This window comes from Sphingomonas sp., assembly GCF_017744835.1.
Lineage (GTDB): Bacteria > Pseudomonadota > Alphaproteobacteria > Sphingomonadales > Sphingomonadaceae > Sphingomonas.
The window spans coordinates 161,199-183,248 of the sequence record NZ_JAGIAM010000001.1 but is presented as its reverse complement, the minus strand read 5'-3'; the positions used below and the strand labels follow the sequence as shown (position 1 = coordinate 183,248).

Sequence of the window (22,050 nt, the reverse complement as noted above, 5' to 3'; positions counted from 1 at the left end):
AGATGGGCATGAACGATCCCGACGGCCGCTACGCCAGCAGCGAGATCCGCACCCGGATCGGCCCGGCGGGCCAGCCCGTCGCCTATCTCGCCCGGCGCTTCCTGCCCGAGCCCGATTCGCTCACCATCGCCGGCATCGCCCAGATGGCGCCGGGCGAGCGGCTCGATCTCCTCTCCGCCCGCGTCCAGGGCGTATCCACGGCGTGGTGGCGCATCGCCGACGCGCACCGGCTGATCCATCCCGGCGACCTCGAGGAGCCGGGGCTGCAGCGGCTCAAGGTGCCCTTGCCGGAGCCCGGCAGATGAACCTGTTCGGCGTCCATCTCACGGTCCTCGCCGGCCCCGGCCTGCCGATCCCGCTGCCGCAGAGCGCGCTCGACGCGCTCGACACGCTCGAGATCGCGCTCGGCACCGACGAGCCTTCGGCGCTGCAGGCGCAGTTCAAGGCGGGCCGCGGATCGACGCTGGCCGACATCGCCGACTATCCGATCATGAACCAGGCGGGACTCAAGGCCGGCTCGCGCATCGTCGTCCTGCTGACGCTGGGCATCGTCCCGGCCGTGCTGTTCGACGGGATCGTCACCCAGACCCAGCTCAATCCGGGCCAGGGGCAAGGCGACGGCACGCTCGCCGTGACCGCGGCGGATGTGCGCGCGGTGATGGACCGCGTCGAGCGCTCCGAAAGCTATCCCGCGATGCCGGTGGCCGCGATCGCGGCGCTGGTGATGGCGCGCTATGCCCAGCACGGCCTCATCCCGATGATCATCCCGCCGCTGGTCATGGACGTCGACCTGCCGATCGACCGCGTTCCGACCCAGGCGGGCACCGACCTCCAGTTCCTCAAGCAGCTCGCCGAGCGCTCGGGCTGCATCTTCACGGTGACGCCCGGCCCGGCGCCGATGACCAGCACCGGCTATTTCGGGCCCGAGCCGCGGATCGGGCTGCCGCAAAGCGCGCTGACCGTGAACATGGGTCCCGATTCGAACGTCCTGACGATCGACTTCCAGAACAATGCGACCGACGCGCATGCCGTCACCGGCGACGTGCAGGACCGCAGCACCAACCGGTCGGTCACCGTGCGCACCACGCCGCCGCTCGCCATGCCGTTGGCGACCGAATCCGCGCTCGCCAATCCGGTGACCGCGGGCGAGCGCCGCTACGAGGCGCGCGGCGGAAGGTCCGCCGCCGGCGCGATCGCCGAGGCGCAGGCCCAGGCCGAGCGTTCTGCCCAGGTGCTGACCGCCGAGGGCGACCTCGACGGCACGCGCTACGGCCGCGTGCTCCAGCCGCGCCAGCTCGTCGGGCTGCGCGGGTGCGGGCGCGCGCATGACGGCCTCTATTTCGTCCGCGAAGTGAAGCACCAGCTCAAGCGCGGCGAGTACAAGCAGCATTTCAAGCTCAGCCGCGAAGGGCTGGGCACGACCACGCCGGTGGTGGTGCCATGAGCGAGACCTATCCCGGCATCTATCGCGGCACGGTGATCGGCAATGTCGATCCGATGCAGCTCGGCCGGCTGCAGGTGCAGGTGCCGGGGGTGCAGGGCCAGTCGCAGCTCTCCTGGGCGGCGCCCTGCGCGCCGTTCGGCGGCAAGGGCGGGATCGGCGGCTTCTGCCTCCCGCCGATCGGCGCGAACGTGTGGGTGATGTTCGAGGGCGGCTCGCCGCAGGACCCGGTCTGGATGGGCACCTTCTGGAGCTCGCAGGAAATGCCGCCGGCGCAGCCCGCGATCGAGCAGACGCGCGTGTTCAAGACCGACGGCATCCAGGTGAAGCTCGACGACATTCCCGGCGCCGCGATGCTCGAGATCAAGATGGCGAGCGGCGCCAAGCTGACGCTCGGCCCCAGCGGCATCGAGATCGACAATGGCCAGGGCGCCAAGATCGCGCTGTCGGGGCCGCAGGTGAGCATCAACAGCGGCGCATTGGAGGTGATCTGATGGGCGCACCGATCATCACCTCGCAGACGCCCGTCAATTGCGGTCACGCCGGCGTCGGCACGCACGTCCCCGGCCAGGTGCGCGTCAAGGTCGCGGGCAGTCCGGCGGCGGTGGCGAGCGACCAGCACATGGTCGCGGGCTGCTCGCTCACCGGCTCGCCCACGCCGCCGTGCGTGACGCTCGCATGGAGCGTGCCGGCGCTGCGGGTGAAGGCATCGGGTCAGCCGGTGCTGGTGCAGACGAGCATCCCGATCGCAACCGGCCCCGGCATCGTCATGCCCGGGCAGACGCGGGTGATGGCGACATGAAGTGGCTTTCCCATCCCTATCGCGCCGAGCTCGGCCGCAGCGCCATGTCGGACGAGGCGCAGCACCTGCGCGATATGCTCGAGCTGGTGCTGTTCACGGCGCCCGGCGAGCGGGTCCACCGGCCGGACTTCGGCTGCGGGCTCAACCAGCTCGTCTTCCTCGGCAATTCGCCCGAGCTGGCGGTGACCGTGGAGATGACGGTGCGCTCGGCCGTCCAGCGCTGGCTGGGCAATGTTCTGACCATCGAGACCCTGACCGTGGCGGCCGAGGACGCGGTGTTGCGCATCGACCTCGACTATCGCCTGCGCGCCAGCCGCGAGACGGTTTCGACCAGCTTCTCGAGGAGCGCCACATGAGCTGGCCGAGCGGCGACATCCGGCGCGAGGTCCGCGCCGCGCGCCTGCGCGAAGCCGCCGCCAATGGCGCGACGCCCGTAAACGGAATCGTCTCGGTCGAAGTGACCGAAGCGGCAGGTGCCATCCGCTTGGTCTGCGAACTGGTCTTCGCCCCGCCGGCTGGGCCGCCGGCGCCGATCCGCGCCAGCGACGTCTCGATCGCCGGCGGCGTGCGGCGTCCGCAGGTCGCGGTGACACGCGCGGAGATCGCCGGAAATATCCTGACCCTGACCGTTGCCGAGCGCGGCGACTTCTCGATCTACGAGCTTTCGCTTCGGCGAAACGGCGCGCTGCTGCCCGATTTCGATCCTTTGCTCTCGGACATTCCGGTGGGTTTCCGGCTGACCTGCCAGCAGGGATTCGATTGCGAGGCCGAGGCGCCGCCCGCGCCGCTGCCGCCCGCCGACGGCGCGATCGACTATATGGCGCGCGACTATGCCGGTTTCCGCAGCCTCATGGTCAACCGCTTCGCGCAGCACGTGCCCGGCTGGACCGACGCGGGCGCCGCCTCACCCGAAATCACGCTCATCGAGATGCTGGCCTCGGTCGCCGACCGGCTGGCCTATGCCCAGGATGCCGTTGCGACCGAGGCCTATCTCGATACGGCGCGGCTGCGCGTTTCGGCCAAGCGGCATGCGCGGCTGGTCGGCTATCGGATGGGGGACGGCAGCAATGCGCGCGCCTTCGTCCATGTTCGCCTGCGCGCACCCGCAGCCGGTTTCGCGCCGCTGCTCGCCACCGCCAGCATCGGCACGCGGTTCATGACGCGCGCGCACGGCGTCGCGCCGGCCAGCGGCGAGACGCCCGAAGTGCTCGCAGCCCGGGCGGCGGGCGCCGCGATCTTCGAGGCGATGGAGGATGCGCGGCTCAGCAGCGCGCACAACCGCATTCGCATCCACGATTGGCTGGAGGGCGACCGCGTCGTCCTGCCCAAGGGTACCACGTCTCTCACCGTGGTGGACGAAGGCCGCACCATCACGCTCAAGCCACGCGACCTGCTGCTGATCGAGGAAGTGCTCGATGCCGGCGGCAATGCCTCGCCCGACCCGCAGCGCCGCCATGTCGTGCGACTGACCGGCGTGACGCCCTCGGTCGATCCCGTCGGCCGGCTCGACAACGGCAATCCCGTCCCGCTCGAAATCCTCACCCTGGCCTGGGGCGCCCCCGACGCGCTGCCCTTCGATCTGCCGATCGCGCGCGTGGACAGCAGGGATGAGATCGACGGTATTCCGGCGCACTCGCCCGGGCAGCCCACGGCCGTCGCGCGCGGCAACATGATCCTGGTCGATCATGGCGAATGGAGCGGCGCGGAAGAGATTCTCGCGCGCCGCCGGCCGGGACGGCGCCGCTACGAGCTGCCGCTGTCCGGCGGACCGATCACCATGGCCGCGCCGCTGCTGGCCTCGGACTCGGCGATCGGCACGCTGCACCCGGCCGGCACCCCCAGGGCGGAGCTCGGCGTGCGCAGCGATGCCGGGGCCGGCAGCGATCCCTTGTGGAAGGTAGTCGAGGAGATCTTCGACCCCGAGGGGCAGAATCTGGTGCTCGACATCGGCGACGACGGACGCGCCACGCTGCGCACCGGAGCGATCGAGGATCAGGCGGCCTTCGACGCCGATCGCCCGTTCATGGTCCGGTACCGGCTCGGCAACGGCGCGCAGGGCAATGTCGGGGCGGAGGCGATCGCGCATCTCCTGTCCGATCCGCATCACGACCGCGACGGCGCGCTCGTCCCGGGCCTCACGGCGCGGCCGGGCGACGTCGAGGCCGTGCGCAATCCGCTGCCGGCGATCGGTGGCACCGAACCGGAGACGATCGCGCAGGTGCGGCTGCGCGCCCCGATCATGCTGCGCGAGCAGGAGCGCGCCGTCACGGGCGAGGATTATGTCCGCGTGCTGCTGGGCGACCCGCTCGTCGCCAATGCGCGCGCCGTCGAGCAATGGACCGGTGCCGCCCGCGCGATCGTGCTGCTCGTCGATCTGGTCGGCGGGAGCCGCGTCGATGCCGCTCTGGAGCAGCGCTTCCGCGACCGGCTGGAGCGCTATCGCCTCGCCGGCCATATCCTGGAGTTCCGCGATTCCAATCTCGTGCCGATCGAGATCGCGATGCGGGTGTGCGTGCGCGCCGGCGTGCCGCGCGACGCCGTGCTGCAGCGGCTCATGCGGCTCTTCTCGGATGGGCACTTGCCCGATGGCACGCCGGCGCTCTTCCATCCCGACAATCTCGGCTTCGGCAGCGCTCTCCGCCTGTCGCGCCTCTACGCCGCAGCACAGGCGGTCGACGGCGTCTCGCATGTCGAGATCACGTCGCTGTGCCGGCAGGGCGTTCACTCGGACGATGCGGTCTCGCTCGCCGACGGCACGCTGAACATCGGTGCCTATGAGATTCCGGTCCTCGCGAACGATCCGAACTTTCCGGATCGGGGCGTCGTCCACTTCACCATGGAGGGCGGGCAATGAGCGCACCCGAGCAGGTCGAGCCTCTGGACATGATCCACAATCCGCCGGGGCTGCGCGCGGTCAGCTACGCGCATGGCCGCCACGCCGCGCTGCGCCAGGCCATGCTCGACGGCATCGCCCGCGACACCGGGTATCTGCGCGATCTCAACAGCCGCGACCCCGCCGACCCGACGATCGCGCTCATCGACAGCTGGGCGGTCGCCGGCGAGGTGCTCAGCTTCTATGCCGAGCGGATCGCCAATGAGGGCTCGCTGCAGACTGCGACCGAGCGCCGCTCGCTGCGCGCGCTTGCCCGCCTGATCGATTATGAGCTGCGGCCCGGCAAGGCCGCCGAGGCCTGGCTGGCCTTCACGCTCGAGGATGCCCCCGGCGCGCCGCTCGACGTGCCGATCCCGGTCGGCACGCGTGCCCAGTCGATCCCTGGGCCCGGCGAGACGATGGTCACTTTCGAGACGGTCGAAGCGATCACCGGCCATCCGCACCTCTCGGCCATGCGCCCGCGCATGGACCGCGACCAGACGCTGCAGGACGTCGCCGACGCGAATGCCGCTTTGTGCCAGGGGGTGATCACCGACGTGCGGCGAGGCGACTGGCTGCTGCTGGTGCGGGGAACGGGCAAGGACCTGTTCCGGGCCGAGAACGTGACGGCCGATGCACCGGCGCAGACCACACGCATCAGCTTCACTGCCCAGCCTGTGAATCCCTTCATCTTCCTGCCGGTGCTGATGACCTTCTATCCGCTGACGACCAGCTTCGCCGGTCACGCGCTCGCACCGGCGCTGGTGACGGGCGAGATCGCCGGCAAGCGCCGCAAGCAAGTCGCCATCGAAAGCGAGTTCCGCTCGGCGCGGATCGACACGCACAAGCTTGCGCTGCACCTCAACCTGCGCCGCTTCCTGCTGCCGGTCTTTCCTTCGCCGCAGGGCCTGTTTCACTTCAAGGTGCGCGCCGCGGTGTTCGGCCACAACGTGCCCAATGAAGCGGCGGCGGGCGCCACGCCCAGCCCGGCGCCGCCCACGCTCGCCGTCGGCGCCACCAGCATCAAGCTCGATGCCGAATATCCCGAGCTTCGCCCGGGAAGCTGGATCGCCTTCAACCGCACGGCCGGCGCGCCCTTCATCACCAAGGTGACGAGCGTCGACACGGTCAGCGCGCGCGTCGGCAAGCTCACCGCCCGGGTGACCCAGGTCGGCCTCCAGTCCGGCCTGCCTTCGGGCTGGGCCATCTCGTCAGCCAATGTGACGGTACTCGCCGACAGCCGCGATCTGCCGCTCGCGCCCATTCCGGTCAGCGAGGATGTCGCGGGATCGGAGCTGCGCCTCGACCGCTATTTGCCCGATCTTCTCCCCGGCCGCCCGGTCGCGGTCACCGGCGAGCGGTCGGACCTGCCCGGCGTCGTCGAGAGCGAAGTGCATGTCATCGGCGACGTCGAGCTGGACGACGGGCGCAGCGTGGTCACGCTCGCCTCGTCGATCGTCGGGCCCTTCGCGCGCGGCACGGTCCGGGTGAACGCCAATGTCGCGCTGGCCACACATGGCGAGAGCGGGGGCCAGCCGATCGGTCACGGTGACGGAGCCTCGGCTAACCAGAGCTTCACGCTGCCGGTCTCGCCGCTCACGCACATCGGCGCCGCCAATCCCAAAGGGCTCGCGGCCGCGCTCGTCATCCGCGTCGACGGGCTGCTCTGGACCGAGGTCCCGTCGCTCCGCGACGCGGGTCCGAATGATCGCGTCTACCAGCTGCGCTATGGCGAGGACGGCTCGGTGCGTGTCGTCTTCGGCGGCGGGGTCAACGGCCGCCGCCTGCCCAGCGGCGTGAACAATGTCGTCGCCTGGTGGCGCAAGGGCCTGGGCCGCGAGGGCATGGTGCGCGCGGAGCAGCTCAGCCTGCTCTCGGGCGCGCCGCAGGGCGTCAAGGCGGTCACCAATCCGCTCCCGGCCACCGGCGCGGCCGACAGCGAGACGCTCGAGGAAGCACGCGCCAATGCGCCGCTCTCGGTCATGACGCTCGACCGGATCGTGACTCTGGGCGACTATGAGGACTTCGCCCGTGCCTTCGGCGGCATCGCCAAGGCACAGGCGGTGTGGTCGTGGAACGGCACCTCGCGCGCGATCACCCTCACCGTTGCCGGGGTCGCCGGGGACGTGCCCGCCCAGCGCGACATCGACAATCTGCGCGCCGCGATCGCCAAGGCGTCCGATCAGGCGATCGCGCTGACCATCCTGCCCTATCGCCCCGCCACCTTCCGCGTGGCGGCGGCGATCCGGATCGACCCTGCTTTCGTGCCGGACGCAGTCAAGGCCGCAGTCGCGGCCGCGCTGGCGGACGCCTTCTCCTTCGACCGCCGCAGCCTCGGCCAGCCGGTCTATCGCTCCGAGGTGATTGCAACACTGCAAGCAGTTCCCGGCATCGACTGGATCGACCTCGACGCGCTTTACCGGGGCGAGATGGCAGCGCTGGCGGAGACGTTGTTTGCCGAGGCGCCGCGTTCGGGCGTGCGCTTCGCGCCCATTGCCGCCGAACTGCTCAGCCTCCACCCAGCCGGGCCCGACCTGGTGGTGACCGCATGACCGGCGCGCCTTTCCCCACCGCCGCCGAACGGTTGCTCGCGCTGCTCCCGGACATCTTCCGCATCCGCGACCATGAGCAGGCGGTGCGGATCGCCGCCGCGCAGGGATTCCTCGCGCCCGATCCGCTCGCCGACGTCGCCGAAGGCCCGCTCGTCACGCTGCTCGCGGCGCTCGGCCAGCAGCTCGACCTGCTCGAGGCGGAAGTCGACTGGCTCTACGAGGACCAGTTCATCGAGACCTGCGCCGATTGGGTCGTGCCCTATATCGGCGCGCTGGTCGGCGCGCGCATCCTCGATGTCGGCGATGCGGAATCGGCGCGGCAGCAAGTCGCCGACACGATCCGCAACCGCCGCGCCAAGGGCACGAGCTGGGCGCTCGCCAACCGCACCCGCAACATCATGGTCGCCCCCGCAGAGGCGATCGAATATGCCGCGCACGTCGTCCAGACCTACAACCCGAATTTCCCGGGCGACGGACGCGCGATGACGATGGCGATCAACGGCGCGCCCGGCCGGCTGCTCGCCTTGCCCTCGACGATCCGCCAGCACCTCGCCGAACTGCGCGACATGCGCGAAGGCGGCCGCTTCGCCCCGCAGAATGTCGGCGCGCGCGTATGGACGCGCCATAGCATCGCGCACGGCGAAGTGGTGCCGAGCGCAGTCGCCGGCGGGCAGGCGGGCCGCTTCCGCTTCGACCCGCTCGGGCGCGACATCGCGCTCTGGTCCGTCCCGCGCGATCTCTCCAACTCGGAACGCCTGCGCTCGCGCCTGCTGCCCGACCAGATTCCTGGCCCGATCCCGCTCATCCCTGCGGTCGACTTTCCCGAGGATTATTACGGACCGGGCGACAGCGTCCTCATCTCGATCGCGGGCGTCGACCAGCCGCTGGACCAGATCTGCTTCTGCGACCTGGGCGATGACGGCGGCCCCGGCCAGTGGAATGCAAATGGTTCGGCCGACGAGCTGGGGCGCATCCGCATCGACCCGACGCGGGGGCGCTTCCTGCTGCCCGGCGGCGGCGCGGGGGTCGATCCGACGACGATCCGTGTCCGCTACCACTTCGGCACCGCGCTGCATTTCGGCCGAGAGCCTTGCGTGGGGGGTGCCCAGCGCGAAGTCGCCGACGCCGCATCGGAAGCGCGGATGCGTGCGGCATTCGGCGCGCGCGACCGGCGGCCGCCCGTGCCGATCGACTTCTCGGCGCCGGCCGTGCTCGCGCAGGACGCCGCCCCGGCGCAGGTCGCCACGCTTCTCGAGCAGGCACTGGACGCATTCGACCAGCAGCCCGCGGTGCGGATCGACTTCGGGGGGACGCTCGCGCCGCCGGCCTCGACCAGCCTGCCTACAGACGCCAATGTCGAGCTGCGCGGCGGCGACGGGGTGTGGCCGACGCTGATCCTGGCCCAGGACTGGCAGATCGCGCAGGGCGAGGGCGCGATCCTCACCCTGCGCGGGTTGCGCCTGTCGGGCGACGCCATTCGCGTGCTCGCCGACGGGCTGCACCAGCTCACGCTCATCGACTGCACCGTCGTTCCCGGAAGCGGCAGCATCCGCATCGAGGAGCCCAACTGCAAGCTGCTGGCGCTGCGCTCCATCCTCGGCGCGATCCGCGTCGCTCCGGCGGTTGAGATCGATCTGGTCGATTGCCTGGTCGACAGCGGCGCGGCCGACGTCCCTGCCATTGCCGCGCTCGACGAGACGGCGGGCGGCATCCTGTGGACCGAGCGCTGCACCATCATCGGCGATGCGCGGCTGCTCGCCTTCGACGAAGTGGACGACACGATCTTCGCGGCGCGGCCCGACCGCGCGCTCGCCGACCCGCCGGTTTCGGCGCGGCGCCTGCAATCGGGCTGCGCGCGCTACAGCGCAATCCCGCGCGGCTCGGTCACTCCGCGTCGCTATCGCTGCTTTCCGGGCGAGGGTGACACCAGCTCGCCGGCGCCGGTCTTCGAGAGCCTGGCCTATTCCGACGCCGGCTATGGCGCGCTCGTTCCCGCCAATCCCGACGGCGTACTGCTCGGCGCGGAAAACGGCGGCGAAATGGGGATCGGCAACGGCACGAGCTACCACCGCCGCAAGCGGCTGCTCGATCGCGATCTCGTCGAATGGGTGCCATTCGGCATGGCCTCCGCAACAGAACTCATGAGCTAGGGAGGGAAGGATGCGTGGCGATTTCACCCGCGACACCCGCGTACGGGCGGGGCGGACGGCGACACGCGCCGTGCTGCTCCAGCAGGGCCGTCCGCTGCTCGATTCGGATTTCAACGAAGAGGCCGGCCTCGTCGCTGCCCGCAGCGAGGCGATCGTGCGCCATGTGGTGGGTCTGCACGGCGTGCCGCGCGACGACGCCGGCTTCGCCATCACCGCGGCGGGCGGAAGCTTCACCATCGGCGCGGGTTCGCTCTATGTGGAGGGCCTGCCGCTCCATAATCCGGCGACGCTTGCCTATGAGGCGCAGTTTCCGCCCGGCATCCTCCCCGCGCTGAACGCCGCGATCCCCGACAATCAGGAAGCCCTTGTCCATCTCGAGGCGGTGCTGCGGCCGGCGATCGGCCCGGACCTGTCCGACCCTGCGCTCGACGGCGTGGAGACGGCGGTTCGCGAAGTCGCCGGCTGGGCCGTGCGAGTCACGCCGCTCGCCAGCCTGGGCGTGGCTCGCGCCGCGCTGATCGAGGGGCTGGACCGCAATCAGGATGTCCTGCCGTATCTCGGGACGACCGGCGGTCTCGATGCCGGGGTCGACACTCAGGATCCCGATCCGGGACCGTGCGGGATCGCTCCGGGAGCCGGTTATCTCGACCAGCTCAATCGCCTGTACCGCGTCGAGATCCACGATGCCGGCGCCGCCGGCGCGGCGACCTTCAAATGGACCGAGGATGCCTCACGCGAAGCAAGCCTGCGGGCGTCCGGAGCGGGCTTCGCCATCGACCTGCCGCAGGCGCGCATCGCCGAATGGTTCCCGACCGGGGCGGTGGTCGAGCTCATCGACGATGACCGCGCACGTGCGGGGTTGACCGGTCCGATGGGCTCGATCACCAGCGCCCCCGGCGCCCAGCTCGCGATCGGCGGGGTGGCGGCCGGGCAGATCACCGCGACCACGCGCATCCGCCGCTGGTCGGCCATGCCGGTTGCCGTGCCGGCCAACGGCGCCTGGGTGCGGCTCTCGCGCGGCGTGCGCGTCCGTTTCGCGACGGGCAATTATGCCGTCGGGAGCGCCTGGACGATTCCGGCACGTACCGTGCTCGGCGACGTGCTGTGGCCGCCATACCCCGCCGGGGACTTGAGTCAGGTCGTCAGCGGCCAGCCGGTCGACTTCTATGCGCCGCTGGAGGGACGCCGCTATCGCGCGCCGCTCGCGCTGGTTCGCCGCAACGGCAATGCGATCACCGTCACGCAGGACCTGCGCGATCGCTTCCCGCCGCTCACCGACATCACTGCCGAGCTGGTACGCTTCGACGACAGCCGCTCGGGCCTCGGCGCCGCCAACGTCCAGCAGGCGATCGACGCGCTGGCGCAGCGCGAAGGCGATTGCTGCACCTGGCACGCGGCGCCTGGTACCGACCTTCAGGCGCTGGTCGACTCGATCCCCCCGCGCGCCAACGGCACGCTCTGCCTCGCCACCGGCAATTACGAGCTGACCGCGCCGCTGCGCATCGCCGGCAAGGGCCATGTCCGGGTGATCGGCGTGGGGCCCGGCAGCAAGCTCTGGCGGCGCAACGGGGCGCAGACACTGTTGGTCGAGAATTGCCTCTCGATCGAGCTGGCGGACCTGGTAGTCGCGGCCGAAGCGCCGGGCGTACCCGAAAAGCTCGGCCGGACGGGGGGCGCCGTCGATGTTTCGGGCAGCGGCCCCGTCCGCGTGTTGCGCGCGACGCTGATCGCGCGAGGGCGGCGCTGGAAACAGTCGGCTGCGCTGCGCGTCGCCTGCTCGACGGCACGGGGCGGGGGCGATGTGACGATTGAGGATTGCGACATCGTCGCGGGCGACCTGGCCGGCGGGATCATCGTCATCGACCCTGATTGCCTCCGCATCGAGAACAACCGCATCCGCCCGCGCAACGAGGCGATTGCCCTCACGCTCGATCGCTGGGCCCAGGATCTCCACATGGCGGCGGCGGTGGGGAGGCTGGCAGTGAGCTATGCCTCGGCGGGCCCGCGCGAGCCGCGCCCGGCCACCAGGGTCGATGCACGGCTGTTCAAGGTCGTCGATCTCGACCTGTTCAACACGCCGTTTTTCGCGACGACTCTGTTTTCGGACAATAGCGAGCTGCGGCGGCGGCTCTTGCTGGAGCTTCCCACCGGGCAGGCGCGCGACTTCTCGATGCGGCTCCGCCAGCTCGCCTCGCGCATTCTCGTGCATGGCGGCACGCCGCGGCTCGGCGGCGGGGCCTATGCGGGCTTCCAGCGCTTCTACAACACGATCCGAACGCTCGTCGCTCCTGCGATCGACAGCGCCATCGTCGTCGGCGGAACCCATGCGCGCGATGTGACGATCGCGGGCAACCGCATCGAGGGTGCGCTGCGCGGCATCCGCGTGGCCGTGAACGCCGGCGTGCAGCAGCAACGCCTGCCGCTCGGCACCTTGCGGATCGAGCGCAACCTGATCCGCCTCCGCGTCGCGCCGACCGACGTCGTGCGGTTCGGCATCTATGTCGGCAATGCCGAGCGGTGCTGGATCGTCGACAACGACATCGCCGGCGAGACTGCGGACCCGGATTTCGCCGATCCACGCGCCACGCAACTGCGCGCGCAGCATTTCGACGCGCTGCATGCCGAGGGTGTCCGCGTGGTCGGGACGCTCGGCCCGCTGCTTCATATCCGTGGCAATATGGTCCGCTCCTGCCCGTTCCCCTTCACCGTGACGCGGACCAATGGCACCGACTCGCGCGCCAAGCTGTGGTTGGTACAGGGAAATTATACCGACGGTGGGGTCACGCGGTACCGCCTCGATGCAAGTTGCAAAGCGACCGACAATATATGAGCATCAAGCTTGACATTGTAGCGGATAAGTGAAACTATCATCGAGCCACCATCTAATGGTCTGGGATTGCTTGGATCGGTTTTGCTTTGGTGCTGAACATTCGTGTACAGTTCTTTGGCAGTTTCTGTGAATGGTAGTTTAGGGTCGAAACCTGGAGCGGCAACGGCGGCGAAGTTCCCATCGGTTCTTCGTCGCCACGCTCGTTTGGGGATGGCGGCTCCGATTCTCGGCTGATCCTCAGGACAGAGGTTCCGACGCCGCAGAGTGGCGTGCCGCGAACGGTCATGTTGGCAGTGAACACCTTGTCGAGCCCCAGCACGCTCGCGGCGTCGACCAGCCTGGTCGTGACCGAAGGAGCAGGAGCAGAGGTGCGAGGGGAAAGGGGCGGGTCGCAGCCATGAACGAGCTCCTTTCAGAAACGGAATTCGGACTCGAGGCCCGGCATCGCGATCGTCCGGTGCGGGCCGGTCTCGCGGATGAAAGCGTCGGGCGCAAAGGCGGAAAGCGGGACGCACAGGCCGAGCCCGGCCGCAGGGTCTAGACACGATCCTGCTCGGCGGCCGGACACCGGCGCGTTCGACCTCTTCTCGCCGCTCCGCCAGAGCCTGTCGGAAGCCGGTGTTGCAGCGCCGATCCCCATCGATGAGAATACCGCGGATGGCGCGATCGTCGGCGCGGGCTCAGCTTCGATCTTGCCTTCTGGGTCGAGGTCGAGTCGCGGCTGCCGCGCGCTGAAGAACGGAAGGATGCGCATGCGCGGAGGAGCGGGACGGGGACGGGAAAGCGCCGTGCTGGAGATCTGTGTCCAGGATGCCGCGGGGATCGCCGCCGCGGTCGAGGGCGGCGCCGACCGCATCGAGCTGTGCAGCGCGCTCGAGCTCGGCGGATTGACGCCTTCGGCGGCGCTCGTCGCACGCGCGGTGGCGACGGGCATTGCGGTGCACGCCATGGTCCGCCCGCGCGCGGGGAGCTTCGTCCATGATGCGGACGAGGTGGCGCTGATCGCCGACGAGATCGTGCGCATGCGTGCGCTGGGCGCGGCGGGAGTGGTGGTCGGCGCACTCCGCGAGGGCGGGCGCCTCGATACCGACGCGCTCGCGCGCTTCCGTGACGCCGCGCGAGACATGGCGATCGTGCTGCACCGCGCGATCGACGTGACGCCCGATCCGCTCGCGGCGGTCGAGCAGGCCTGCGGACTCGGCTACGACAAGATACTCACCTCGGGAGGGGAACTGCGTGCCGCCGACGGCGCCGCAACGATCGCGCGCATGGTCCAGGCGGCACAGGGCCGACTGTCCGTCATCGCCGGGGCCGGGGTGAACGCCGGGAACGTTGCGGCGCTGATCCGCCGCACCGGGGTGCGCGAGGTGCACAGCTCGGCGAGCGCGCCAGGGCCCGAGCCGAATGCGCGCAGCCTCGCCATGGGATTTGCGGTGCGGGGGCGGCGCGTGACGAGCGCATCGGTGATCCGGCGCCTGCGCGACGCGATCGAGGAGGATGTCGAATGACCAGCGGGGTTTCGAGGCGGGCGGCGATGGGCCTGGGCGCATCGGCGGCTCTGGCCGGGCCGGCGCGCGCGCTAGCGCAGGAGGCGGATCCGGTCGCGGTGGTCTCCACCTGGGATTTTGGCGCTGCGGCCAATGCGGCGGCGCTGGCGCGGCTCAATGCCGGAGGCTCGCTGCTCGACGCGGTGGAGGCCGGCGGCTGGGTGCCCGAGGCGGACCCCGCCAACCATTCGGTGGGCTTCGGCGGCTATCCCGATCGCGATGGCCATGTGACGCTCGATGCGATCATCATGGACGACATTGGGCACATGGGTGCGGTCGCCGCGCTCGAGGATATAACCCATGCCGTGTCGGTCGCGCGGCTGGTGATGGAGAAGACGCCGCACACCATGCTCGTCGGCGAGGGCGCGCGCCGCTTCGCGCTCGACCAGGGGCTGAAACGCGAGAAGCTGCTCACGCCCGAGGCCGAGAAGGCGTGGCGCGAATGGCTCAAGACCGCCCAGTACCGCCCAATCGCCAATATCGAGAACCGCCGTCCGGGCGGGCGCGGGTCCGTGCTCGACCACGACACGATCGGCATCCTCGCGCGCGGGCGTGACGGCCGGATGGCGGGCGCCTGCACCACATCGGGCATGGCGTTCAAGATGCGGGGCCGCTCGGCGATTCGCCGCTCGCTGGCTCGGGCCTCTATGTCGAGCGCGGCGTCGGCAGCGCGACCGCGACCGGCGTCGGCGAGGAAGTGATGCGTATCGTCGGCACTGCGCGGGTGGTTGGATCGATGCGCGCCGGCATGTCGCCCCAAGCGGCCTGCCGCGAAGCGGTCGAGCATATCGCCCGGCTGCGCGGCGACGCTCTGAAGGGCGTGCAGGTCGGCTTCCTTGCGCTCGGGCGGGACGGCCACGTCGGCGCCTTCGCCCTGCTTCCCGGGTTCACTTACGCGGTGACACGTTACTCGGGGAAGACGGAGATATTCCCCGCAGAGTACCGCGCCGGGCAGGGTTGAGCGCCAACGGTTGTCGAGGGACCAAGCTGAGGTCCCCATGGAATCGCAGACGCGAGTGCGCCCTCAACGCGGACGTTCGGCCAGGTCACCAAGACACTGGGAGCTGCCGTTCGTTCAGCTTGTTGCCCTGGCCATCGAATAGCTTGGTTTGCGGCAAGCGGTTCAAGGCTTCGGGAATGACCGTATCGGGTCTTGCGCCATCTTTCGTGTTTACGCGGGCGCGCTGAGCGACGATCTTCGGCTCCCTTGCGACCACACCGGAGCGGCCGCGCGCCTTCCTTACTCATCTGGCCTTGCCGACTGGCCCCGAACGACGGGGGAAATCGAGGGCGGCGGAATGATCCCGAACCCAGAGATGGCGCGGGCTAACCTATCGGATGTGTATCGCGGCGTTTCTCACTGTCCCATAGCCCCGCTGCCCCAGCGAGCGGGCCGGAACGAATGGTCGTGAGGAAGATCGGATGAACGCCATTGCCCAATTGCCCAGCGATACAGGGGCGCCGGCGATCGGCCGCGGGCTGGTCTTCGCGATGGCGGTCGCGGCCGGGCTCGCAGTCGCTAACATCTATTACAACCAGCCGATGCTCGGGATCATCGAGCAGGAGCTGCCGGGGAGAATCGCCGGGCTGGTGCCCACCGCGACGCAGCTCGGCTATGCGATCGGGCTGTTTGCCCTGGTGCCGCTCGGCGATCTGGTCGAGCGCCGTAAGCTGGTGGTGAGCCAGTTCCTCGTGCTGGCGGTCGCGCTGGTCGGCGCCGCAATTGCGCCGTCGCCCGTGCTGCTTCTGCTTGCCTCGTTCCTGTTGGGGATCGCCTCGACCGTCGCGCAGCAGATCGTGCCCTTCGCGGCGCATCTCGCGCCCGCCGAGCGGCGCGGCGCGATCGTGGGGACGGTGACGTCGGGCGTGCTGTGCGGCATCCTGCTCAGCCGCACGCTCGCGGGTTTCGTCGCGGCGCATGCCGGGTGGCGCGCGATGTTCTGGCTGGGCGTTCCGCTCGCGCTCGCTGCAGCCGCGATCATGGGCGCCACGCTGCCGCGCAGCCGTCCGTATGGCGGGCGCAGCTATGGCCGGCTGGTGTTGTCGCTGGCGGGACTGTGGCGCGAGTTCGGTGCGCTGCGCGTCGCGGCGGTGACGCAGGCGCTGGTGTTCGGTGCCTTCACCGCTTTCTGGTCGATCCTCGCGCTGCAGCTCGAGGAGCCGCGCTTCGGCCTGGGGCCGGAAGTCGCGGGGCTGTTCGGCATCATCGGCGCGATCGGCGTCGTCGCCGCGCCGCTCGCCGGCCGCTTCGCCGACAGAAACGGCCCGCACAAGGCGATCCTGGCGGGGACGCTACTGACGCTCGGCTCGTGGGTCGTGTTCGGGGTGTGGCAGTCGATCGGAGGGCTGATCGTGGGGTGCATCCTGCTCGATTTCGCTGCGCAGAGCGTGCTCGTCTCCAACCAGCATGTGATCTACGCGCTGCGCCCCGAGGCGCGCTCGCGGATCAACACGATCTTCATGGGCTCGATGTTCCTCGGCGGCGCGGGCGGCGCGGCGGCCTCGAGTGCGGCGTGGAGCGCGGGCGGCTGGGTGGCCGTGTCGGTGCTCGGCGGGCTGCTGGCGCTGCTCGCATCGCTGCTACAGCTACTTCGTCGCTGACACACCTCTCGATCCAATCAGGAAGAATCATGGTCGCTCCAGCCAACCACACCGTCCACGCCAACGGCATCCGCCAGAATTACATCGATGCGGGGGAGGGCGCGCCGGTCGTGCTGCTGCACGGCTTTCCCGAGACCAACTTCGCCTGGCGGTTCCAGGTCCCGGTGCTCGGCGCGCATTACCGCATCATCGCCCCCGACCTGCGCGGCTATGGCGAAACCGACAAGCCGGCATCGGGCTATGACAAGCGCACCATGGCGGCCGATCTCGCCGCCTTGCTCGACACGCTGGGGATCGAGCGGATCGCTCTGGTGGGCCATGACCGCGGCGCGCGCGTCGCGACGCGCTTCGCCAAGGACTATCCCGAGCGGGTCGATCGCCTCGTCGTGATGGACAATGTCCCGACGAGAATCGTCGCGCGCGAGCTCGATGCGCGGATCGCCAAGGCCTATTGGTTCTTCCTCTTCCACCTCGTCCCCGACCTTCCCGAGACGCTGATCGCGGGCAAGGAGGAGCCGTGGCTGCGCTGGTTCTTCTCCGACTGGACCTATGACCCGGCAACGATCTCGGGCGAGGCGTTCGCGACCTATGTCCGCGCCTATCAGGCGCCCGGGGCGGTCCGCGGCGCGATGGCCGACTATCGCGCCAATGCCGAGGACATCGCGCAGGACCTGGCCGATGCCGAGGTGAAGATCGCCTGCCCGACGCTGGCGCTGTGGGGTGCCGACTTCGCGGCGGTGGGCAAGATGTTCGACATGCCCAGGGTCTGGGCCGAGATGGCGAACGACCTGCGCACGGCGGCGATCGAGCGCTGTGGCCATCTCCCGCACGAGGAGCGCCCCGAAGCGGTCAACGCGCTGCTGCTCGACTTCCTCCAGGGATGGCGCGGCTGAGCCTCAGGCCAGCGGCGCGGCAGCGGCGGGGTGGCGCGCGACGATCAGCGTCCCGGCAAGGACGAGCAGCGCCGCCAGCGCGAGCGGCGCGAACAGGCCCCAGTGGAGCAGCATCAGCGCGCCCAGCGCGGCGCCCAGGAAGATCGCGACCACCGCTCCCACGCGCCGCGTCCAATTGGTGTTGCTGCCGCCGGCGAGCGCCGAATCCGCGGCGAGGCCGGTCAGCGTGAGCGTGAGCACGGTGGTGGTCAGGTCGGGTACCTTGAGCTGGCGGATCGTGCCGTTGCGGAAGCCCATCGCGACCGCAGTCGCCGCGATGATCGCGTAATAATCGAGATCGTGCCCGGCATTGGCGCCGCGCCACAGCGCGACGAGGGCTGCCACTCCGAGCAGCAGTGCCTCGATGATCGCGGAAACCAGCAGCCAGTTACGCAGCGGCTCGCCCGCAAGCGCGCGGCCGATGCGCCCGGCCAGGAAGGCCCCCAGCAGGAAGGTCGCGATCGCCGCGGCGAATGCCATCGCCGCAAAGCCCGGCGCGCCCGCGGCGGCGAAGCCCAGGAACACGATGTTGCCGGTCATGTTGGCGGTGAACACCTTGTCGAGTCCCAGTACGCTCGCCGCATCGACCAGTCCGGTGGTGACCGAGAGGAGGAGCAGCAGGGGGGCGAGGGGAACGGGACGGGGCGCAGCCATGAACGGGCTCCTTTCAGAAACGGAATTCGGACTCGAAGCCCAGCATCGCGATCGTTCGGTGGGGACCGGTTTCGCGGATGAAGGCGCCGGGCGCAAAGGCGGATAAAGAGGCCGAGAGTTCGAGCTCGGGTGTGGCCTGCCACGAGAGCACCGCCTCGGCCTGCTTGCCGATGAAACGCGCGGCAGCCCCGTCGCCGGTGCGGATCAGGTTGCCGGGGACGTCGTAGATGCCGTCGCCGCGGCTGAAGCGCCAATAGGCCATGGCGGCGAGGCTCGCGCTCCAGTCCTTGGCGAGGGCGGCGGAGATTTGCGGGTTGGCGCTGATGATGTTGTACGGGCCGATCGGTGACAGCTCGCCGAAATATTTGCCCTTGGGGAAGAGCGCGTTGAAGGTGCCGAGGCGCTTGTCGTGTGGATTCTTGTCGCCGCTGGCGATGCTGATGCGCAGCGTGGCGTCGGGCTCGATCGGGCCGGGAAAGCGGCGGCCGATTTCGGTCGCGAGCGTCCACGCGCCGATCGTCCCGCCGGCGAAGCGTCCCCTCTGGGCGACTCCCTCGACATTCCAGTGCGTGCCGCCATGCTCGCCGAACCAGCGCGCGCCGAAGCTGTGGCGCAGCTCGCGCCCCTGCCGGCCGCCCCAATCTGCGGCCCGGTTGCGATAGCCGAGATAATAGAGCTCGAGCCCCGAGGTGGTCAGATAGGCGCCCCACAGCTGCTTGGTGCGCGAGCGGCGGTCGTCGAAGCTGTCCGGGCCGGGCGCCACCGGCTGCGCGGCGAGCAGGCTGAGCGAGGCGCTCCCGCTCCGCACGATCGCGCGCCACCCGTCAAAGGCCAGCGGCACGTTGGGGCCATAACGCGTGCCCACCAGCCGCTCCGAGCCGAGGGGCATCATCTGCCGCCCGGCACGCAGCGTCAGGCTGGCGCCCTTGGCGGTCAGCGTTGTCTCGGCGAAGGCCTGGAGGAGATCGACGCGCGTTTGGTCGACCGGGCCCTCGATCCCCGTCGCATAGGCCGCGATAGGCTGGACGAAGACGCGCGTCTTCGCGACATGCAGGTCGGCATAAGGCAGCGCGCGCACCCAGGTCGCCTGGTCGTCGGACAGGTCGCCCCAGAGGTTGCCGCGATAGGCCTCGCTGCGCACGCGCAGCTCGACGCCGGTGGTGAGATAGGCCTCGTCGCCGAGCGGGATATATTTGAAGCGCTCGGTCCAGGCGCCGGTGCGCTGCGCCGGGTCGGCGAGCTGCGACCAGTCCTCGTCATAGCGCACCTTGCCCTGCGCAAGCGCCGTCGCGGGCAGCAGCAGCGCTGCGCAGAGCAGGGCCGCCTTAGGCGCCACGCCGGCGCGCCTGATCGACCAAGGCCGCCAGTACGAAGCCGCCGACGAGTCCGAGATGCTCGAAGAAGGCGTTGGTCGCCATGAAGCGCTCGTGCCCCGCCATCGTCCAGAAGGGATTGGCGGTGAAGGCGGCGAGCAGAGTGAACACGCCGAGCATCCCCGCGCCCAGCCACAGCAGGCGCCCCCACAGGATCAGCGCCGCCCCGAGCAGCTCGACCGCGACGGTGAGCGCGGCCCAGAATGCGGGCGGGGTCATGCCGAAATGCGCCTGCTCGGCCACCGCGCCCGGCCAGTCGGCGAGCTTGACCGCCCCGCCGAGCAGATAGGCGCTCACCAGCAACAGGCGGGCGAGGAACCAGCTCGGTGTGCGATCGAGGATCGCGTCGACGAAGCGCGGCATCAGACCGCCCAGCAACCGCAGCCCATCGCGCCCCAGAAGCTCTGGGGCTCGGCGGCGGGAACGTTGGCGCCGAGCGCTGCGGCGTGGTTGTGGCCATGGACCTGACATGACGAGGCGCAGCCGCACGTCGAGGCGAGCTTGGCCTCGGCCTTATGGTCGCGGTGATAGCCGCCGAAGGTCGCGACGGGAGACCAGTCGGGCATCGGCTTTGGTAGGGCGGGGGCGAGCGGTCCGTAATCGCCCTCGCCATGCACCACCTTGCCGCCGAGCAAGGTCAGCACCGCGCGCAGATGCGGGATCTCGCTCTCCGCCACGCTGAAATAGTCGCCCGAGAGCACCGCGAGATCGGCGAGCTGGCCGACCTTGATCTGGCCCTTCTTGCCTTCCTCGTTCGAGAACCAGGTATTCTCGTGCGTCCACATGCGTAGCGCCTTTTCGCGGCTCATGCGGTTTGCGCCCGGATAGAGAGTGAGCCCGCCGACAGTGCGGCCGGTCACCAGCCAGTTGAGCGACACCCAGGGATTGTAGCTCGCGACGCGGGTTGCGTCGGTGCCTGCGCCCACCGGCACGCCCGCGGCGAGCATGCGCGCGATCGGCGGGGTGCGCTCGGCCGCGCGGGCGCCGTAGCGCGCGACGAAATCCTCGCCCTGATAGGCCATGCGGTGCTGCACCGCGATCCCGCCGCCCAAGGCCGCGATGCGATCGATGTTGCGGTCGCCGATCGTCTCGCAATGGTCGAAGAACCAGTGGATTCCCCCGAGCGGGACGTCGCGATTGACCTTCTCGAACACGTCGAGCGCGCGGCCGATCGTCTGGTCATAGGTGGCGTGGAGCCGCCACGGCCAGCGATGCTCGGCGAGCAGGCGGATCACCGGCTCGAGATCGGCTTCCATGTTGGGCGCCATGTCGGGCCGCGGCGCGCGGAAATCCTCGAAGTCGGCCGCCGAATAGACCAGCATCTCGCCCGCGCCGTTGTGGCGATAGCTGTCGTCGCCCTGCCCGGGCGTGACCTGCTTCACCCAGCCCGCGAAGTCGGCGAGCTCCTCCTTGGGCTTCTGCGTGAAGAGGTTGTAGCTGATGCGGACGGTGAGCTGGTCCTCGCGGTGGAGCTGTTCGATGATCGCATAATCGTCGGGATAATTCTGGAAGCCGCCGCCGGCATCGATCACGCCGGTCACGCCGAGCGAGTTCATCTCGCGCATGAAATGGCGCGTTGAGTTGAGCTGATATTCGGGGGGCAGCTTGGGGCCCTTGGCGAGCGTCGCATAGAGGATCGTTGCGTTGGGCTGGGCGAGCAGCAGCCCGGTGGGGTTGCCCGCCGCGTCGCGCACGATCTCGCCGCCCGGCGGGTTCGGCGTGTCCCTGGTGTAGCCCACGACGCGCAGCGCGGCCGCGTTGAGCAAGGCACGGTCATAGAGGTGCAGGATGAAGACGGGAGTATCGGGCGCTGCGGCGTTGAGTTCGTCGAGCGTCGGCAGGCGCTTCTCGGCGAACTGGTGCTCGGTGAAGCCGCCGACCACGCGCACCCATTGCGGCGCCGGCGTCCGCTCGACCTGGCGGCGGAGCATTGCCATCGCGTCGGCGAGCGTGGGTACGCCGTCCCAGCGCAGCTCCATATTGTAGTTCAGCCCGCCGCGGATGATGTGCATGTGGCTGTCGATCAGCCCGGGGATCACGCGGCGGCGGCCGGCATCGATCACCACCGCATCGGGCGCCGCGGCGCGGACCTCGGCTTCGCTGCCCACGGCGAGGAACCGGCCGTCGCGGATCGCGATCGCCTGTGCCTCGGGATTCTCGCGGTCGAGCGTGGTGACCTTGGCATTGACGAGGATGATGTCGGCAGAAGGCATGGGGTGGCTCCGGGTGGGCAGCGAATAGGTGAGCGCCAGCGCGGTCCCGCCGGCGAGGAGATCACGTCGGCCTACCTTGCTCA

At 69.8% G+C, this 22,050-nt stretch carries 17 protein-coding genes and 1 pseudogene; 13 read left to right on the top strand and 5 right to left on the bottom strand.

Features of this window, described 5'->3' with window-relative positions:
* Positions 1-8 precede the first annotated feature (8 nt).
* The 9 genes from J7500_RS00795 to J7500_RS00755 are packed head-to-tail and all read left to right on the top strand — an operon-like array spanning position 9 to position 12,647.
* The gene (locus tag J7500_RS00795) at positions 9-305 is read left to right on the top strand and encodes a hypothetical protein (RefSeq protein WP_294059129.1); all 297 of its coding nucleotides are present in this window, start codon (positions 9-11) and stop codon (positions 303-305) included.
* Positions 302-1,444, top strand: coding sequence for a hypothetical protein (locus tag J7500_RS00790; RefSeq protein ID WP_294059128.1), 1,143 nt, complete (start codon positions 302-304; stop codon positions 1,442-1,444). Before J7500_RS00795 ends, J7500_RS00790 begins: the two co-directional genes overlap by 4 nt.
* Positions 1,441-1,935, top strand: a complete 495-nt coding sequence (locus J7500_RS00785; RefSeq protein WP_294059126.1) for a phage baseplate assembly protein V — start codon at positions 1,441-1,443, stop codon at positions 1,933-1,935. The genes J7500_RS00790 and J7500_RS00785 overlap by 4 nt, the downstream gene beginning before the upstream one ends.
* Positions 1,935-2,243: a hypothetical protein gene (locus tag J7500_RS00780; protein WP_294059124.1), complete on the top strand. Its 309-nt coding sequence runs from the start codon at positions 1,935-1,937 to the stop codon at positions 2,241-2,243. The genes J7500_RS00785 and J7500_RS00780 overlap by 1 nt, the downstream gene beginning before the upstream one ends.
* Positions 2,240-2,599 carry a GPW/gp25 family protein gene (locus J7500_RS00775; RefSeq protein WP_294059122.1) on the top strand — a complete coding sequence of 120 codons (360 nt, stop codon included), beginning with the start codon at positions 2,240-2,242 and terminating at the stop codon, positions 2,597-2,599. Before J7500_RS00780 ends, J7500_RS00775 begins: the two co-directional genes overlap by 4 nt.
* Entirely contained in the window at positions 2,596-5,097 is a 2,502-nt protein-coding gene (locus tag J7500_RS00770; RefSeq protein ID WP_294059121.1) for a hypothetical protein, read from the top strand. The genes J7500_RS00775 and J7500_RS00770 overlap by 4 nt, the downstream gene beginning before the upstream one ends.
* Positions 5,094-7,667: a putative baseplate assembly protein gene (locus J7500_RS00765; RefSeq protein WP_294059119.1), complete on the top strand. Its 2,574-nt coding sequence runs from the start codon at positions 5,094-5,096 to the stop codon at positions 7,665-7,667. Before J7500_RS00770 ends, J7500_RS00765 begins: the two co-directional genes overlap by 4 nt.
* Positions 7,664-9,817: a hypothetical protein gene (locus J7500_RS00760; RefSeq protein ID WP_294059118.1), complete on the top strand. Its 2,154-nt coding sequence runs from the start codon at positions 7,664-7,666 to the stop codon at positions 9,815-9,817. The genes J7500_RS00765 and J7500_RS00760 overlap by 4 nt, the downstream gene beginning before the upstream one ends.
* Before the next feature lie 10 nt (positions 9,818-9,827).
* A complete protein-coding gene (locus J7500_RS00755; RefSeq protein ID WP_294059116.1) occupies positions 9,828-12,647 on the top strand; it encodes a hypothetical protein in 2,820 nt (939 codons plus the stop codon).
* Between the two features lie 412 nt (positions 12,648-13,059).
* Here J7500_RS00755 and J7500_RS00750 read toward each other — a convergent pair whose 3' ends face one another.
* Positions 13,060-13,401, bottom strand: coding sequence for a hypothetical protein (locus J7500_RS00750; RefSeq protein ID WP_294059114.1), 342 nt, complete (start codon positions 13,399-13,401; stop codon positions 13,060-13,062).
* Between the two features lie 34 nt (positions 13,402-13,435).
* Here J7500_RS00750 and J7500_RS00745 point away from each other — a divergent pair, with 34 nt between their 5' ends.
* From J7500_RS00745 to J7500_RS00725, 4 genes and pseudogenes are all read left to right on the top strand, one after another.
* Positions 13,436-14,155: a copper homeostasis protein CutC gene (locus J7500_RS00745; protein ID WP_294059113.1), complete on the top strand. Its 720-nt coding sequence runs from the start codon at positions 13,436-13,438 to the stop codon at positions 14,153-14,155.
* Positions 14,152-15,155, top strand: a pseudogene (locus J7500_RS00740) (N(4)-(beta-N-acetylglucosaminyl)-L-asparaginase). The gene J7500_RS00745 and the pseudogene J7500_RS00740 overlap by 4 nt, the downstream one beginning before the upstream one ends.
* A 461-nt stretch (positions 15,156-15,616) precedes the next feature.
* Positions 15,617-16,795: an MFS transporter gene (locus tag J7500_RS00730; RefSeq protein WP_294059110.1), complete on the top strand. Its 1,179-nt coding sequence runs from the start codon at positions 15,617-15,619 to the stop codon at positions 16,793-16,795.
* Positions 16,796-16,824: 29 nt separating this feature from the next.
* On the top strand, positions 16,825-17,688 hold the full coding sequence (locus J7500_RS00725) for an alpha/beta hydrolase (RefSeq protein ID WP_294059108.1): 864 nt from the start codon (positions 16,825-16,827) through the stop codon (positions 17,686-17,688).
* A gap of 3 nt (positions 17,689-17,691) precedes the next feature.
* Here J7500_RS00725 and J7500_RS00720 read toward each other — a convergent pair whose 3' ends face one another.
* From J7500_RS00720 to J7500_RS00705, 4 genes are read right to left on the bottom strand one after another with little or no spacing between them, the layout of a single operon-like run.
* Entirely contained in the window at positions 17,692-18,381 is a 690-nt protein-coding gene (locus J7500_RS00720; RefSeq protein WP_294059107.1) for a YoaK family protein, read from the bottom strand.
* Positions 18,382-18,394: 13 nt separating this feature from the next.
* Positions 18,395-19,699, bottom strand: a complete 1,305-nt coding sequence (locus J7500_RS00715; RefSeq protein WP_294060647.1) for an alginate export family protein — start codon at positions 19,697-19,699, stop codon at positions 18,395-18,397.
* Positions 19,700-19,706: 7 nt separating this feature from the next.
* Positions 19,707-20,117, bottom strand: coding sequence for a DoxX family protein (locus tag J7500_RS00710; RefSeq protein WP_294059105.1), 411 nt, complete (start codon positions 20,115-20,117; stop codon positions 19,707-19,709).
* Positions 20,117-21,967, bottom strand: a complete 1,851-nt coding sequence (locus J7500_RS00705; RefSeq protein ID WP_294060646.1) for an amidohydrolase — start codon at positions 21,965-21,967, stop codon at positions 20,117-20,119. Before J7500_RS00705 ends, J7500_RS00710 begins: the two co-directional genes overlap by 1 nt.
* Positions 21,968-22,050 lie beyond the last annotated feature (83 nt).